This window comes from Methylomonas sp. Uni0011 (assembly GCF_056850255.1).
The window spans coordinates 1-15,372 of sequence record NZ_JBVVNO010000025.1 but is presented as its reverse complement, the minus strand read 5'-3'; the positions used below and the strand labels follow the sequence as shown (position 1 = coordinate 15,372).

Sequence of the window (15,372 nt, the reverse complement as noted above, 5' to 3'; positions counted from 1 at the left end):
TTTCATGTTTAAACATCCAAATTCGCCACGTCCAAAGCGTTCTTGACGATGAAATCCCGGCGGGGTTCGACGATGTCGCCCATCAGGGTGGTGAAGATTTCGTCGGCGGCGATGGCGTCTTGGATTGTGACTTGCAGCAGGCGGCGGCTGTTGCTGTCCAGCGTGGTTTCCCAGAGTTGTTCCGGGTTCATTTCGCCCAAACCTTTGTAGCGCTGGATGTGTTGGCCTTTTTTTACTTCCCGCATCATCCACTCGAAAGCTTGTTTGAAATTGGCGACGTGTTGCTCGCGTTCGCCCATGCGCATGACCGAATGTTCGCCGAACATGTTGGTGGTGTGTTCGACGTAGGCGGCAATTTTTTGGTAATCGTTGCCGGAAAAGAACGGTGCGTGCAAAACGAAGGTTTTTGTGATGCCGTGCAGGCGTTTGTTGACGGTGACGTCGAAGTCTTCGCCGTCGCGGTAACTCAGTTCGCTAGTGAATACGGCTTTGTGGTCGCCGGCATTCAGGTTGCGTTCCAGTTGCGCGACCCAGGCCGACAACATTTGCGGGTTGGCTCTGATCTCGGCGTTCAATACCGGCATGTAGGTCATTTGTTCCAGATACAGGTCGTCGTAACGTCTGGACAGGCGTTGAATCGCGTTCATGACGTCGGCAAACTCGGTAGCGAGTTTTTCCAGTCCTGGCCCCTGAATAATCGGTGTGTCGGGGTCGGTTTGCAACTGGGCTTTATCCAGCGCCATTTGGATCAGATACTGGTTTAAAGCGTTGTCGTCTTTGACGTAATGTTCCTGCTTGCCTTTTTTGACTTTGTAGAGCGGCGGCTGGGCAATGTAAATATGGCCGCGTTCAACCAGTTCCGGTAGTTGCCGGTAGAAGAAGGTCAGCAGCAAAGTGCGGATGTGCGAGCCGTCGACGTCGGCATCGGTCATGATGATGATGCGATGGTAGCGGAGTTTGTCGACGTTGTATTCGTCTTTACCGATGCCGCAGCCCAGCGCGGTGATCAGGGTGCCGACTTCTTCCGATGAAATCATCCGGTCGAAGCGGGCGCGTTCCACATTAAGGATTTTACCTTTCAAGGGCAGGATGGCTTGAGTGCGGCGGTCGCGGCCCTGTTTGGCGGAGCCGCCGGCCGAGTCCCCTTCCACGATGAACAGTTCGGACAAGGCCGGATCTTTTTCCTGGCAATCGGCGAGTTTGCCGGGCAAGCCGGCGATGTCGAGCGTAGTCTTGCGACGGGTCATTTCCCTGGCTTTGCGGGCCGCTTCGCGGGCTCTCGCCGCATCGATGATTTTGCCGGCGATGGCTTTGGCGACTTGGGGTTGTTCCAGCAGGAATTCCTGGAGTTTTTCGTTCATGGTCGATTCCACCAGCGGCTTCACTTCCGACGACACCAGTTTGTCTTTGGTTTGAGACGAGAATTTCGGGTCGGGTACTTTGACCGACAACACGGCGGTTAAACCTTCGCGGGCGTCATCGCCGGTGGTGGCGACTTTTTCTTTTTTCGCCAGACCGTTGGTTTCGATGTATTGGTTGATGGTGCGGGTTAGCGCGGCGCGGAAGCCGGCCAAGTGGGTACCACCGTCGCGTTGCGGAATGTTGTTGGTGTAGCAGAATACGTTTTCCTGATAGGAATCGTTCCACTGCATCGCGACTTCGACGGTGACGCCTTCTTTTTCGGCTTGAAAGTGAAACACTTTCTCGAACAGCGGGGTTTTGTTTTTGTTCAAGTGTTGCACGAAAGCGCTGATGCCGCCTTCGAATTCGAACACGTCTTCCTTGCCGCTGCGTTCGTCGCGCAGCGAGATTCTGACACCCGAGTTGAGGAAAGACAGTTCGCGCAGGCGTTTGGCGAGAATGTCGTAATGGAATTCGATGTTGGTAAAGATGGTCGGGCTGGGCTTGAAGTTGATATAGGTGCCGCTGCCTTCGGCATCGCCCACCACCGCCAGCGGTGCCACCGGTTCGCCCAGTACGTATTTCTGCATATGCAGTTTGCCGTTCTTGCGGATTTTCAGGGTCAGTTCTTCGGATAAGGCATTTACCACCGATACGCCGACGCCGTGCAAACCGCCGGAGACTTTGTAGGCGTTGTCGTCGAATTTTCCGCCGGCATGCAGTACGGTCATGATCACTTCAGCGGCGGAGCGGCCCTCTTCCTTGTGAATGTCGACCGGGATGCCGCGGCCGTCGTCGGACACCGACACCGAGCCATTTTCGTGAATCACCACGTCGACGCCTTTGCAATATCCGGCCAATGCCTCGTCTATCGAGTTATCGACGACCTCGAATACCATGTGATGTAAACCGGAACCGTCATCGGTATCACCGATATACATGCCCGGACGTTTTCTGACCGCGTCCAGACCTTTCAGTACTGTGATATTCGAACTGTCGTATTGTTCACTCATGAGGGTATCCAGTGTGTTGTACCGCAAGGTGGTTTGTCGTTTGCTAGAGCATTCGACAGATCATGCGTTGGTGATGGAGGATTCTAGTTTTTATTGTTCGTTCCACGTGAAACATCAATGCTCGGTAATCTTGCCTTGTTCCACGTGAAACCATTTGTAGTTATCGATGTTACTCAAATCGCCGAAGTCGGCTATTCCAGTGCTGCTGATAAATATTTGGCATTCAAGTCCGACCAAGTATTTTAGCAATTTTGCCCTGTTATCTGCATCCAATTCCGCGGTAAGGTCGTCTATCAGGATACAGCAGGTATTGGGACTATCCCGATTCAGCAAGGTAACTTGCGCTAACAACAAAGCTAATACCAACAGCTTTTGCTGACCGCGGGACAAGTAGTCCTTGGCTAAGCGTCTGCTGAAGTAGGTTTGGAAATCCGCTCGATGCGGACCGCTATGGGTAAAGCCGTAGCGCATGTCCTTGTCCAGATCGGTTTTTAACGCCTGCTCCAAATTCAATTTGTCGTCCCAGCCGGTAAGGACACGCAATGTCACGTCGTCGCTGCCTAAAAAATACCCGGCCATTTCCAGAAACACCGGCTGCAAAGCGTTCAAATAGCTCAGGCGGAAATCTTTGATCATCTGGCCATATTCCGCCAGTTCCCGATCCCAAGCCGAAATTTGCCGAACTTGCCGGCTCTTCAATAACGCATTGCGCTGCTGCAAGGCTTTACTGTAATTACGCCAGCAAGACAGAAAATTCCTGTTTTGATTGAAAATCCCCCAATCCAGAAACTCTCTTCTGATTTGCGGTCCGGAATCCAGTAAACGGTAGCTTTTCGGATGGATCAGCTGCACCGGCAGCGCATAAGCCAAATCGGCTTTTTGGCGGTTTTCCTGATCGATACGGATTTCGCATTGCTTGCTATCGATTTGGATACCGAGCTGGCTGACCGAGCCGTTTTGCTGCCGATTTTGCGCTGCGACCGTCAATTGCGATTGATCGAAGGCGATGGCTTGCTTGATATGGGTGGTTCGAAACGACCGGGCGCGACCCAAGATGAAGATGGCCTCCAACAACGAACTTTTACCGCTGGCATTGGCCCCGGTAATGAAGTTGATGGACGGCGACGGCGAAATGCTGGCGGACTGGATGTTCCGCACCGCCAGAACATCCAACTTTAACAAAGTCATGCCGGGAAGCGGTTTACATCCGCATCGGCATTACGATGAATTTGAACAGGGCTTGTTCGGGCTCTTCGACAAAACAACTGCTGGCATTGCTGGCAATGGTCAAAACCGCCATTTCCGAATCCAGATTGGTCACCGCATCCAGCATGTATTGCGAATTGAACGAAATCGTCAAAGGCTCGCCCTGGTAATCGATCACCAATTCTTCCTCGGCTTCGTCATGCTCAGGATTGTGGGTACTCAGCTTCAGCGAATCGTCGGCAATATCGAAAGTAACGCCTTTGTATTTTTCGTTGGACAAAATCGCCACCCGGGTCAAGGCTTCCCGCAACAATTGTTTTTGTATCAACAGCGGCGACATGAAACTCTGGTTGAACACCTTGCTGAAATCCGGAAATTTGGCGTCTATCAATTTGGACGAGAACACCACATCCTTGTAATAGAGTTTGATGTGATTATTGGAGAACTGGATATTCAACTCGGCTTCCGGGTCGTCCAACAGGCGGCTCAATTCCTGTACCGCTTTTCTCGGCAAAATAATGCGGGCTTCACAGCCGGTAGCCTGGCCAATGTCGTCCTCGTAAATCGACAAGCGGTGGCCGTCGGACGCCACTAATTTCAATTTTGAATTGCTGACATGCAGCAACAAGCCGTTCAGATAGTAACGCACATCCTGGTTGGCCATGCAAAACACGGTTTTTTCCAGCGCTTTCTTTAATTTGCCGGCGTTCAATATGAAATCGTATTCGTAGTTGGATTCGTTGAACTCCGGATAGTGTTCGGCCGGCAAGGTGCTCAACGAAAACCGGCTGCGCCCCGATACCAATTTCACCTTATCGTCCTGCAACTCGAAACTGACTTCGGCCGCAGGCGGCAGCAAGCGGCAAATATCCAGAAACTTCCGCGCCGGGACCGTGATCTCCCCCGACTTTAATATTGATTCGATATTTATCTTCGAGACAATTTGGATTTCAGTGTCGGTACCGGTCATTACCAATTGGTCGTCGCTGGCTTGCAACAGCACGTTGGAAAGAATGGGCATGGTTTGCCGTTTCTCGATAACGCTAACGATTTGCTGCAATGGAGCGAGAATTTGATCTCTGCCAATAATAAATTTCATATCAATATCTTTTCTCTATTGTTATTACTATGAAAGCAAAACCTGTGGAAAAATAGTTTTTATCTCTAAAAATCAATAGCTTTACAGCATATTGATTCTGTACGCTAACCGTCGCCGTGCTTGTTGAGCAGTTGTGGAAAACCGGCAACGGCAAACAAGGCTACAAGTTGTCCACATCTTTTGCCGACATTATCCAACATTCTTTTCAACAGTTCGCTCTCCTTATTATGGAGGAAACAGACATGTCTCTCATTGGAAATGTGGTTTGTTTGGATTCGTCTGTGGCTGTTCGGATTCGTACCGCGTATTTGTCGACCTTGATGCATCATCGTAAATTTCCGCCACTTCACAGTTGGTTAGCCGGACCGACCTCCCAACAGCCAATCATAAATAACTTATTAAATCTTTTATTTTTGTTATTACTATTAGGAGCCAAAAATTTGTGGATAAGTCAATTTTTATAATATTTTTCATATGGATGTAGTCCCTTTAACTCTGTACATCCTGCGCATCGACGCCTGTTGCAAGATTGTGGATAACACCTCAGGTGGGTTTTATCCGGATGTTATCCACAAGATTTAACAAATTTTGCCGACACGCTTATCAACAATGTTTATAAGTCCGATGAGCTGAATTTGGGGCTCGAGCCGATAAACCCGTTGTAAGCCGGCCGATTGGCCTAAAATGGTAACGGCTCATTTTTTCAAGGAGAACTTATGCTGGTACTTGGCGTGGATATTGGCGGATCCGGGATCAAAGGTGCGATAGTCAACACCGAAACCGGAGAATTGGTGTCGGAACGGCATCGGATCGACACGCCGCAGCCGGCGACTCCGGAAGCGGTGGCTGCGGTGTTGGCGCAATTGGTGGTGCATTTTCACTGGAACGGACCGGTAGGCTGCGGGTTTCCGGCCGCGGTGCAACACGGCGTCGCCTTGACGGCCTCCAATATTTCCAAGGCGTTTATCCAAACCGATATCGACAAATTGTTTTCGGAAGCGACAACTTGCGCTTGTTTCAACGTCAACGACGCCGATGCCGCCGGCATTGCCGAAATGCGTTTCGGTCATGGCGTGGATCAAGCCGGCGTGGTGTTGCTGGTGACGGTAGGTACGGGTTTGGGGACCGCGTTGTTCACCGACGGTAAGTTATTGCCCAATACCGAGTTGGGCCATATCTTTTTGGAGAACGGCGTCAAAGCCGAACGTTATGCATCCGATGCGGCGCGCAAGATCGAGGACTTGGGTTGGAAGACCTGGGGTAAGCGTTTCAATATTTATTTAACGACGATGGAAAAGTTGTTCTGGCCCGACTTGATCATTCTGGGCGGCGGCGCCAGCAAAAAGCTCGATAAATTCCAGGACCAGCTCGCACTCAGCACACCGGTAAAACCGGCCGCATTTTTAAACCAGGCCGGCATCGTCGGTGCCGCACTGTTTGCCAAATCGAAACTTTAATCCGGGGTAAGCCAGCCGGCTTTGGCGTTGCGATTACTCGTCCGCCTTACCCGGTACGATGATTGCTTGGTTTTACGCCGGTTGGGGAAGCTTTTACGGTCGGCGTGTCCTGGCAGCTAAGTTTCTCTATATTTCCGCTCTATCCAACCGCAGGCGTTAACCATGGCAATCAGCGTTTTCGATATCTTTAAAATCGGTATAGGCCCTTCCAGCTCGCACACGGTAGGGCCGATGCGCGCCGCAATGGCTTTTGCCCGGAAGCTGGAGCAGCAAGGCGCGATTGCCAAAGTCCGTCGGATTCAGGTCGAACTGTACGGTTCCCTGGGCGCTACCGGTAAAGGCCATGGCACCGACAAGGCGGTGATGCTGGGTCTGGAAGGCGAAGCGCCGGACGCGGTCGATCCGGATTCGATACCGCAGCGGTTGGCGCAGATTCGCGAAACCGGTTCGGTGCGGTTGCTGGGCTTCCATCCGGTGGCGTTCAATGAAAAGTCCGATTTGCTGTTTCAACGTAAAGTGTTGCCCTACCATTCCAACGGCATGCGGCTGACCGTGTTCGATGCATCCGGCGCCGAATTGGTGCAGGCCGATTATTATTCGGTCGGCGGCGGCTTCGTTGTGACCGGACCGGAAGCGGCGATAGATCGCCTGAGCAACGACGATACCTGCCTGCCTTATCCGTTCAACACCGGCGATGGCTTGCTGAAATTGTGCGCGACCCATCGTAAATCGATCAGCGAATTGATGCTGAGCAACGAGAAGGCCTGGCTCAACGAATCTCAGATCCGCGAGCGGTTGCTGACGATCTGGCAGGTGATGCAAGCTTGTGTCGAACGCGGCTTACGCGACGAAGGCATTCTGCCCGGCGGCATGAAAGTCAGACGCCGCGCCGCCAATCTGTATCGGCAACTGACCGGCGAAATTCCGCGGCAGACTCCGAGCATGCCGGTTGGGACGATGGAGTGGGTGAATTTGTTTGCACTGGCGGTCAGCGAAGAAAATGCGGCCGGCGGCCGCGTCGTCACCGCACCGACCAACGGTGCGGCCGGGATTATTCCGGCCGTACTGCATTATTACTGGAAATATTGCGACGGCGCCAACGAGGACGGCGTGATCCGCTTTTTATTGACCGCGGCGGCCATCGCGATTTTATATAAAGAAAACGCTTCGCTGTCCGGCGCGGAAGTCGGATGCCAGGGCGAAATTGGCGTGGCCTGTTCGATGGCGGCCGGCGCCTTGGCCGAGGTGTTGGGCGGGACGCCGGAGCAGGTCGAAAATGCCGCCGAGATCGGTATGGAACATAATCTGGGTTTGACTTGCGATCCGGTCGGCGGCTTGGTGCAAGTGCCTTGCATCGAGCGCAACGCGATGGGCTCGGTCAAAGCCATCAATGCGGCGCGAATTGCCTTGCGCGGCGACGGCAAACATTTCGTTTCGCTGGACAAAGTCATCAAGACCATGCGCGAAACCGGCGCCGACATGAAAACCAAATATAAGGAAACCTCGCGTGGCGGTTTGGCGGTGAATTTGATCGAATGTTAAAACGGCATTCGGTCACAGCCCCGGATGCCATGTCGGGTTAGCCCAGCGGTTTAACCGGTCGCGATTTTCGGTTCCAGCACCGTTACCGGTTGGTTGCGCAGATACCAACCGTAATACAAGGCGTAAGCCACCAAAAACACCAGATACCCGGACCAGAGTATGTCGGACAAGTAATGGCCGCCGGCGGTCATCCGGGTAAAACCCATAGTCCAGGCCAAACCCAACGTGAGAACCAAATACAGCGTTTTGTAGTTTTGTGCCAAAAAATACAGCGCAAAAAAAGCGTATCCGACCGAGCAATGTCCACACACGAAGGACTTGTCCGGGCTATGGCCCAATTTTGCCGGCGGCACGTAAGCGTATTCGCCGCCGAATTCCTTGGTATGCACCGGCCGTGGCCGGCCCCAGTGATCTTTGACGATCAGATTGACGACCAACCCCGGACCTATCGCGATCACCAGCAAGATGTACAAGGCCTGACGCCGAAAACTGCGGAAATCGTCGTACAGATGGCTCAGCAGGTACGTCAGAAGTGCAAACCCGCCGGCAGTGATGGTGAATGGAAAAGCGTAATCATAAAGAAGTCGCCAGAACCACCAATCCTGTTTCGGCCAAACCCCGCCGGCGTTACCGGGGTAAAAAAACAAACCGGCCGCCCAACGGTCCAAATTGGTGAACCAAAACAATGAGGTTGTGGCCACGGCCAGCACGGCCAGACCGATTAATTCATAGTAGTGACGCTTAGACGTTTCCATTCATCATCCTGGTTATTGTGGCGACTCCATTACAGTTAAGCCAGAAATGCGCCAAAAAGGTATACCAGACCTAAGCTCTTGAAAAACAACAGTCAGAAATCGGGCCGGCGGTTTTTTAATTGGTTATTACCTGTACATCTAGGTTTAATTCAACCAATCGATCGGCCGATTTGCACCAGTTTCGTGCGTTACACACCGACGATCGGGCACAGTCTAAATGACGATCCGATCGTTATTTTTTAATTCCAAACTGTCCCTAAAAAGCGCGTAGTTTGGCAGCGGGCAAGTGTTAGCGCTCGTAACCACTTTCGTTTCATCCTGATTCATTCCTGTACTTACCGGCAGCGGACTACACTTGTGAGTCAACCCGACGCCGGAAAGGCCGAAAGGTGAATGTCCAGTGACTGTAAAAGAATAAAGGAAGAAACCATGAAACCATTTCTATTGAATGCGGTACTTGCCGGTTTGTTGGGGTCTGCCGTTGCAGCGCAAGCTGCCGACGTCTGGCAAAAAGTCGAAGTAACTCCGGGCCAATATCCGGTGAAAATAGGCGATACGCAAAAACTGGTGATGCCCAGTTGCGCATTCGGCCAACCCTATTCGTTTTACGTAAAACCGGGTAAGGCCGACAAAGTCTTGTTGTATATGAATGGCGGCGGCGCTTGCTGGAATTACCAGACATGTAACATTGTGCCGGGCCAACAGGCCAGCTATGTGCCGTCGGCCGATGTGGCGAATGATCCGAATCAAATGGCCGGTTTGCTGGACGCCGAAGATCCGGAGAACCCGTATAAAAATTGGACCATGGTGTTTGTGTCTTATTGTACTGGCGACGTATTTTTAGGCTCCAAGGATACGGTTTACCAAAATCCGTTTAATCCCGATCCGACCGATGCGGTAGCCATTAAACACCGCGGCTTCGACAACTTTCTTTACGTACTGGATTACTTTAAACGTGAGCGGAAAAACAAATTCAGTCCGTTGAATGCCGGCGGCGTAGACATCGATAAAATCCTGGTCGCCGGTTCCAGTGCCGGTTCCTACGGCGCTGCATTGAACTATCCCTGGGTCCAAAAAATGTTGGGCAAGGACGCCAAAGTTTCGTTGCTCGGCGACGGCGGCATGGGAGTGATTACCGACGGCTTTTTGGCTTCCGGCGTATTCGGCCCCAGTTCGGGTTGGAACATCGATACCAATCTGCATCCGATATTCAAAACCTTGCCGGCTGCTCCGGCTGCCGATTTCCTGCCGAAAGTCTACAGAACCCTGGCAGCGCAATATCCGAAGGAACGATTTGCTCAATACACTACGGCTTACGATGTGGTGCAAAAATTATTCTTGAACATCATGGAACAAAGCGACGGTGTGCCGGCCGACCAAGTCTCCGGTTTCGGGAGTTGGAGTTTTAGAATGAACACAATTGCCGCCGGTTTAAAAACGGCCTTGCCGAAAAACTACCGGGCTTACATCGATCCGGGGTGCAATCACACGATATTCCGGTTCGACGAATTTTATACATCGGCCTTGAACGGCATCCGGTTCGTGGATTGGGCCAAGGCGATAGTCACCAACGATGCCGCCGACTGGCAAAATCTGAGTTGCACGCCCGGTGTCGATTGCGGCGAGCAGAATTTAACCCAGGCCGGGGTATTGACCTGTTTGGCTAGAAGTTTCGGCACTCCGTGATGGCCGATTCATCGATTCTCTAACCGTCAGGCTTGAACTTGCGGCGACCATGGTCTGACAAAGGGTTGCTCGCCGCTTAAACAGAGTTGCAGCATCGGTAGCGGCTTTCTCATGACGCCACTGATGAAAACCGCCCGGTGTAACTTTTTTACCTTCTTTCGAGTAAAGTAATCCGCAAAGCTAAGCACCAACCGCAGATGCGACTTCGGTTGCGTTCGCGGTTTAGCGACAGCTGCCGGCATTTATCTTTCCAATCCGATCAGAGCGTAACGATGAACACACTGCAAACTCAAGGCGGACCGAGTTTTGTTGCTTCGCTGAAAACAAGGCTAAGTTGGGCGCCAGCGCCGATTCTTAACTCGGCCCTATTTATCGCTGGTTTTCGGTGTGGGCCGAGGCTGTCGAAACCCGCAGCGGAATACTCTTCGATTAACTCGAAGCGAACGGTATTTAACGGCCGGTTAAATAAGGGCGGCGGCTCGTTATCGGCTACCAGATCTGCGATTTTCGGCCTGGTTTGCCTCGCCGCTGTCTTTCCGCTTACCGGCCGCGCCGAATTTATCACTCACCCGCTCGACCAGGCACCGCCAGCGCAGCCGGCCGAAACCTCGGCAACGCCTTCATCTCAAACCCCGCCGCCGGTTCAACCCAGCCAGACCGATATGCAGGCGCAGTTCGGCGCAAAGAAATTGGGCACTTGCAGCATGACCTACAAATTGGAGGGATTTTCTCTGGCGTATAAGCAATACGACGGCAGCGGCGAAATAAGCTGCCGTAACGGCGAAAAGGCAAAAGTCTCGCTGTCGTCGAAAAGCATCGGTTTTACCATCGGCTATTCCAAGATCGAAGGTGAAGGCTATTTCACCGACGTCAAATACCTCAGCGAAATATACGGCGACTACATTTCGTTGGGTAATCACTTCGGTTTTAAGAACTCGATCGATCGGCAAGTGCTAACCCGTGGCGAGATATCGTTGGTGTTGATCGGTAAAGGCCAGGGTTTCGATATCGGTTTTACCATTGGCGATTTGTCGATCAAACCGAAATAAATTGCAAATTTACTTAAGAGACTCTCGTTGATGGAAACAGGGAATGGATTGCTGTTGGCCGCGTCGCTGCTGGCGGCGTTGGTAGGTTACGCGCTGTGTGCGTGGCGAGCCGGCAAACGGCAACGTAATTGGTTTAGCCAAATTGAGCAGCAGCAACAGCAGATACAGCAGCAAGCAGTAAAACTGGCAGTGGCCGAAGAACGCCTGGTCTTGTTGGCTCAACGCGAGTCGGATGTGCAAGAGTTGCAGCAACAATTATTGGTTCTGAAAACCGAAAACGCCGAGCTAAATACCCGCCAGCAGGAACAGCACAAACATAACGAAGAAAAAATCCGCTTGCTGCAGGATGCGGAAAATCAACTGAAAACCCAGTTCGAAAATCTGGCGCATCGAATCTTCGAGGAACGCGGCAAGCAATTCGTCGAGCATAACAAGACCAGTATCGAAACCCTGGTGGCGCCGCTGAAGCAGCAGCTCGGCGAGTTCAAACAGCGGGTGGAAAGCGTTTACGACAACGAAACCAAGGACCGCATCAGCCTGCGCGAGGAAATCGTTTCATTGCGCCGCGATACCCAGAAAATGAACCAGGAAGCGTTGAATCTGACCCGCGCTTTGAAAGGCGACCACAAGGCCCAAGGCAATTGGGGCGAGATGATTCTGGAAAAAGTGCTGGAGCAATCCGGCCTGCGCAAGGGCATCGAATACGAAACTCAGGGCGCGTTCCGTGACGAGGACAACCGGTTGTTCAAACCCGACGTGATCGTGCGCCTGCCGGATAACAAGGACGTGGTGATCGATTCCAAGGTGTCGTTAAATGCTTACGAGCGCTACTGTGCCAGCGACGACGATGCCGAACGCACCGAAGCCCTGAAGCAACACGTCGAAGCGGTGCGCGCCCATATCAAAGGTCTCAGCGGTAAGGACTACTCCAGCCTGAAAGGCCTGCGCTCGCTGGACTTCGTGCTGCTGTTCATGCCGATCGAAGCCGCCTTCATGGCCGCCTTTCAAGGCGACGAAAAACTGTTCAACGACGCCTTCGAACACAAGATCGTCGTCGTTACCCCAACCACGCTGTTGGCAACTTTGCGCACGATTCAAAACATCTGGCGCTACGAACAACAAAACGAGAACGCCCGGCTGATCGCCGACAAGGCCGGCGCGCTGTACGACAAAATCCGCGGCTTCGTCGAAGACATCGAAAAACTCGGCAACCAACTCAGCACCGTGCAAAAAACTTACGACGGCATCGTCAACAAACTCAGCAGCGGCCAGGGCAATCTGTTGCGCCAAGCCGGCGCGCTCGAAGAACTGGGCGTGAAAGTGAAAAAGAAACTGCCCAAGAGCCTGACCGAACAAATGGACGCCGGTGACGACGCATGAGTTTGGACTACGCCACGCTGGAGCTGCTGAAACAAAACCATCCGGCCTGGCGCTTGCTGCGCTCCGACCATGCCCCGCTGATCGCTGGTTTTCTACACCGGACCTTTGTCGCCCCCAACCAGCGTCTGATCGGTCAGGCCGATTTGGCCGAAGCGCTGGAAGACGAGCTGTTTGCGTTACGCGAACGGCTGGGCAACGACACTTTCCCTAAGCCCGCAATGGACTACCTGAACGATTGGGCCGGCAACGACAAGGCTTGGTTGCGCAAGTTTTACCGGCAAGGTTCCGACGAGCCGTTTTTCGACCTGACGCCGGCCACCGAAAAAGCCATCGCCTGGCTGGGCAGCCTGACTGAACGCGCCTTCGTCGGCACCGAATCGCGGTTGTTGACCTTGTTCGAATTGCTCAAACAAATCAGCGAAGGCAGCGAAACCGACCCGGAAACCCGCATCGCCGAACTGGAAAAACGCCGCACCGAACTGGACGCCGAAATCGCCCGCATCCGCGCCGGCGATCTGGCCCTGCTGGACGACACCGCGTTAAAGGACCGCTTCCAGCAATTCACCGCAATGGCCAGGGAACTGCTCGGCGACTTTCGCGAAGTCGAACATAATTTTCGCGGCCTGGACCGTCGGGTGCGCGAGCGCATCGCCTTATGGGAAGGCGGCAAGGGCGAATTACTGCAAGACATCATGGGCGAGCGCGACACCATCGCCGACTCCGACCAAGGTCGGAGTTTCCGCGCCTTCTGGGATTTTCTGATGTCCAGCCGCCGCCAGGAGGAACTGTCGAGCCTGCTGGAAAAGGTTCTGGCCCTGCAACCGGTCGCCGAACTAAGGCCCGACGCCCGCTTGCGTCGGGTGCATTACGACTGGCTGGAAGCCGGCGAACACACCCAGCGCACCGTCGCCGAACTCAGCCGGCAACTGCGCCGCTTTCTCGACGATCAAGCCTGGCTGGAAAATCGCCGCATCATGGAAATCCTGCACGGCATCGAAGCCAAGGCCCTGGCCTTGCGCGACAACCAGCCGCCCGGCGAAGTCATGGCGATCGCCGAAGCCGCCGCCGACATCGAGCTGCCGATGGAACGCCCGCTGCATACGCCCGCCGTCAAGCCGCGCATCGAAAGCATCGTCCCGCAAACCGGCGACGAAGACCTGGACGCCGCCGCGCTGTTCTCGCAAATCGTCATCGACAAAGCCCAACTGGCCCGCCACATCCGCCACGCCCTGCAAGACAAAGCGCAAATCACCTTGGCCGAACTCTGCCGCGCCCGCCCGCTGCAACACGGCCTGGCGGAACTGGTCGCCTACCTGCAACTCGGCGGCGACAGCTTCAAAACCACGGTCGATGAAGCCGCCGAAGACGTGATCGTCTGGCAAACGCTGGACGGCGAAGGGCGGGAATTGAGCCGGCAAGCGCGGTTGCCGAGGGTGATATTTGTTAGGTAAGAAAACCGGTTAGTCAGGACGAATAGAATTCTTGCCCGACGCGCCGAATATGCTCGCGCAAATCGGCATTATCGATCTGCGCGTAAAGCGATAAATCCAGCGTGTAAGGCAACAACAAATCGTCGATTTCCGTTTCGATCCGGCAGAGGTCGGCATAAGTCAAGCTTTCGCCGAGTAGCGTCAAATCGATGTCGGAACCAGGGCGATAGTTACCCTTGGCCCGCGAACCGTACAAAACCGCGCGTTCAACCTGTGGATGTTTGGCAAATACGCATTGAATCGCGCTGATGATGTGCGGCTTTAAACCAAACCGGTCACTGATCTCAGAGTTAAACGGTGTCATCCGGTAAATTTTTCAGTTTTTGTTGCAACTGGACGAACAAGCCGAAAAAGCGTTGCTTGATATTCCCGGCAATGGATTGAGCGGTTTCCTGGTTATACGTATGGCTGGTGCGATTCCGGTCGCGAATCATATCCATCCAGCTGTCGCCGTCTTCGATCAAATCCAGCTTGAATGCCAGGCGCGTGGCATCCCTCGAGCCGTGTATGTCCTGATGCCCCTTTTCCAGCAAATAATCGCGCAACACGTTCCAGGCCAATTCATGGGTATATTCGAAGGCCTGGATCAAGCCTTGTTCTTCCAGCTCGTTGAGTTCGCCCTTGTCGATGAACTTGGTCAACTGCGCCAGCGCGTTTTGATAATTGGCGAAGCGCCGTTTCCAGCGGATGTCTTGGTGCATGATTGGTTTCTGAAGGCGTGTCGTTTAAAGAAACTCAGATTAACGCGCGACGGTTTTTCATGACAAGCTAATCCTCTCGATTGTTCGGTGATCTTCGTTCAAATCGTCTGGAAATTACTACGTCAGGAACGTAGGATGATGCCCCTTTTCCAGCAAATAATCGCGTAACACGTTCCAGGCCAATTCATGGGTATATTCGAAGGCCTGGATCAAGCCTTGTTCTTCCAGCTCGTTGAGTTCGCCCTTGTCGATGAACTTGGTCAACTGCGCCAGCGCGTTTTGATAATTGGCGAAGCGCCGTTTCCAGCGGATGTCTTGGTGCATGATTGGTTTCTGAAGGCGTGTCGTTTAAAGAAACTCAGATTAACGCGCGACGGTTTTTCATGACAAGCTAATCCTCTCGATTGTTCGGTGATCTTCGTTCAAATCGTCTGGAAATTACTACGTCAGGAACGTAGGATGATGGCATGGACTCCTCCCCACCCCACGCGGTGTCATACTGCGCCAGAGAATTTAAACGGAGCGACGAGGAGTCCGAAATGAATAGTAACGTGGTGGGTCTGGATACGGCAAAAAGCATTTTTCATCTGTAC

The 15,372-nt window shown here is 53.1% G+C and carries 13 protein-coding genes; 6 read left to right on the top strand and 7 right to left on the bottom strand.

From position 1 onward, the window contains the following. Positions 1-8 precede the first annotated feature (8 nt). The 3 genes from gyrB to dnaN all read right to left on the bottom strand — a co-directional run bounded on the left by gyrB (position 9) and on the right by dnaN (position 4,719). Positions 9-2,414 carry a DNA topoisomerase (ATP-hydrolyzing) subunit B gene (gyrB, locus tag AC0IM9_RS18875; RefSeq protein ID WP_482805018.1) on the bottom strand — a complete coding sequence of 802 codons (2,406 nt, stop codon included), beginning with the start codon at positions 2,412-2,414 and terminating at the stop codon, positions 9-11. 114 nt (positions 2,415-2,528) lie between these two features. Next, positions 2,529-3,602 (bottom strand): DNA replication/repair protein RecF, encoded by a 1,074-nt coding sequence (gene recF, locus AC0IM9_RS18870; protein ID WP_482805017.1) that lies wholly within the window; start codon positions 3,600-3,602, stop codon positions 2,529-2,531. Positions 3,603-3,615: 13 nt separating this feature from the next. Further along, positions 3,616-4,719: a DNA polymerase III subunit beta gene (dnaN, locus tag AC0IM9_RS18865; protein WP_140913238.1), complete on the bottom strand. Its 1,104-nt coding sequence runs from the start codon at positions 4,717-4,719 to the stop codon at positions 3,616-3,618. A 716-nt stretch (positions 4,720-5,435) separates the two neighbouring features. Between dnaN and ppgK the strand changes: the two genes are divergently transcribed. Together ppgK and AC0IM9_RS18855 are read left to right on the top strand one after the other, a co-directional pair. After that, positions 5,436-6,176 (top strand): polyphosphate--glucose phosphotransferase, encoded by a 741-nt coding sequence (gene ppgK, locus AC0IM9_RS18860; RefSeq protein WP_445372066.1) that lies wholly within the window; start codon positions 5,436-5,438, stop codon positions 6,174-6,176. A gap of 162 nt (positions 6,177-6,338) precedes the next feature. Continuing rightward, positions 6,339-7,718: an L-serine ammonia-lyase gene (locus AC0IM9_RS18855; RefSeq protein WP_482805016.1), complete on the top strand. Its 1,380-nt coding sequence runs from the start codon at positions 6,339-6,341 to the stop codon at positions 7,716-7,718. A gap of 50 nt (positions 7,719-7,768) precedes the next feature. On the opposite strand, the gene AC0IM9_RS18850 is transcribed toward AC0IM9_RS18855, so the two are convergent. Further along, entirely contained in the window at positions 7,769-8,473 is a 705-nt protein-coding gene (locus AC0IM9_RS18850; protein ID WP_482805015.1) for a phosphatase PAP2 family protein, read from the bottom strand. 429 nt (positions 8,474-8,902) lie between these two features. Here AC0IM9_RS18850 and AC0IM9_RS18845 point away from each other — a divergent pair, with 429 nt between their 5' ends. From AC0IM9_RS18845 to AC0IM9_RS18830, 4 genes are all read left to right on the top strand, one after another. Beyond that, complete coding sequence (locus tag AC0IM9_RS18845; RefSeq protein WP_482805014.1) at positions 8,903-10,159, top strand: pectin acetylesterase-family hydrolase; 1,257 nt, start codon at positions 8,903-8,905, stop codon at positions 10,157-10,159. 704 nt (positions 10,160-10,863) lie between these two features. Beyond that, positions 10,864-11,208, top strand: a complete 345-nt coding sequence (locus AC0IM9_RS18840) for a hypothetical protein (protein ID WP_278210035.1) — start codon at positions 10,864-10,866, stop codon at positions 11,206-11,208. A 30-nt stretch (positions 11,209-11,238) separates the two neighbouring features. Beyond that, complete coding sequence (locus AC0IM9_RS18835) at positions 11,239-12,588, top strand: DNA recombination protein RmuC (protein WP_482805013.1); 1,350 nt, start codon at positions 11,239-11,241, stop codon at positions 12,586-12,588. Further along, positions 12,585-14,039 carry a DUF3375 domain-containing protein gene (locus AC0IM9_RS18830; RefSeq protein WP_482805012.1) on the top strand — a complete coding sequence of 485 codons (1,455 nt, stop codon included), beginning with the start codon at positions 12,585-12,587 and terminating at the stop codon, positions 14,037-14,039. The genes AC0IM9_RS18835 and AC0IM9_RS18830 overlap by 4 nt, the downstream gene beginning before the upstream one ends. A 13-nt stretch (positions 14,040-14,052) precedes the next feature. On the opposite strand, the gene AC0IM9_RS18825 is transcribed toward AC0IM9_RS18830, so the two are convergent. The 3 genes from AC0IM9_RS18825 to AC0IM9_RS18815 all read right to left on the bottom strand — a co-directional run bounded on the left by AC0IM9_RS18825 (position 14,053) and on the right by AC0IM9_RS18815 (position 15,103). After that, positions 14,053-14,382 (bottom strand): nucleotidyltransferase domain-containing protein, encoded by a 330-nt coding sequence (locus AC0IM9_RS18825; RefSeq protein WP_482805011.1) that lies wholly within the window; start codon positions 14,380-14,382, stop codon positions 14,053-14,055. After that, positions 14,369-14,779, bottom strand: a complete 411-nt coding sequence (locus AC0IM9_RS18820; protein ID WP_482805010.1) for a nucleotidyltransferase substrate binding protein — start codon at positions 14,777-14,779, stop codon at positions 14,369-14,371. The genes AC0IM9_RS18825 and AC0IM9_RS18820 overlap by 14 nt, the downstream gene beginning before the upstream one ends. Before the next feature lie 117 nt (positions 14,780-14,896). Beyond that, positions 14,897-15,103, bottom strand: coding sequence for a nucleotidyltransferase substrate binding protein (locus AC0IM9_RS18815; RefSeq protein ID WP_482805009.1), 207 nt, complete (start codon positions 15,101-15,103; stop codon positions 14,897-14,899). Positions 15,104-15,372 lie beyond the last annotated feature (269 nt).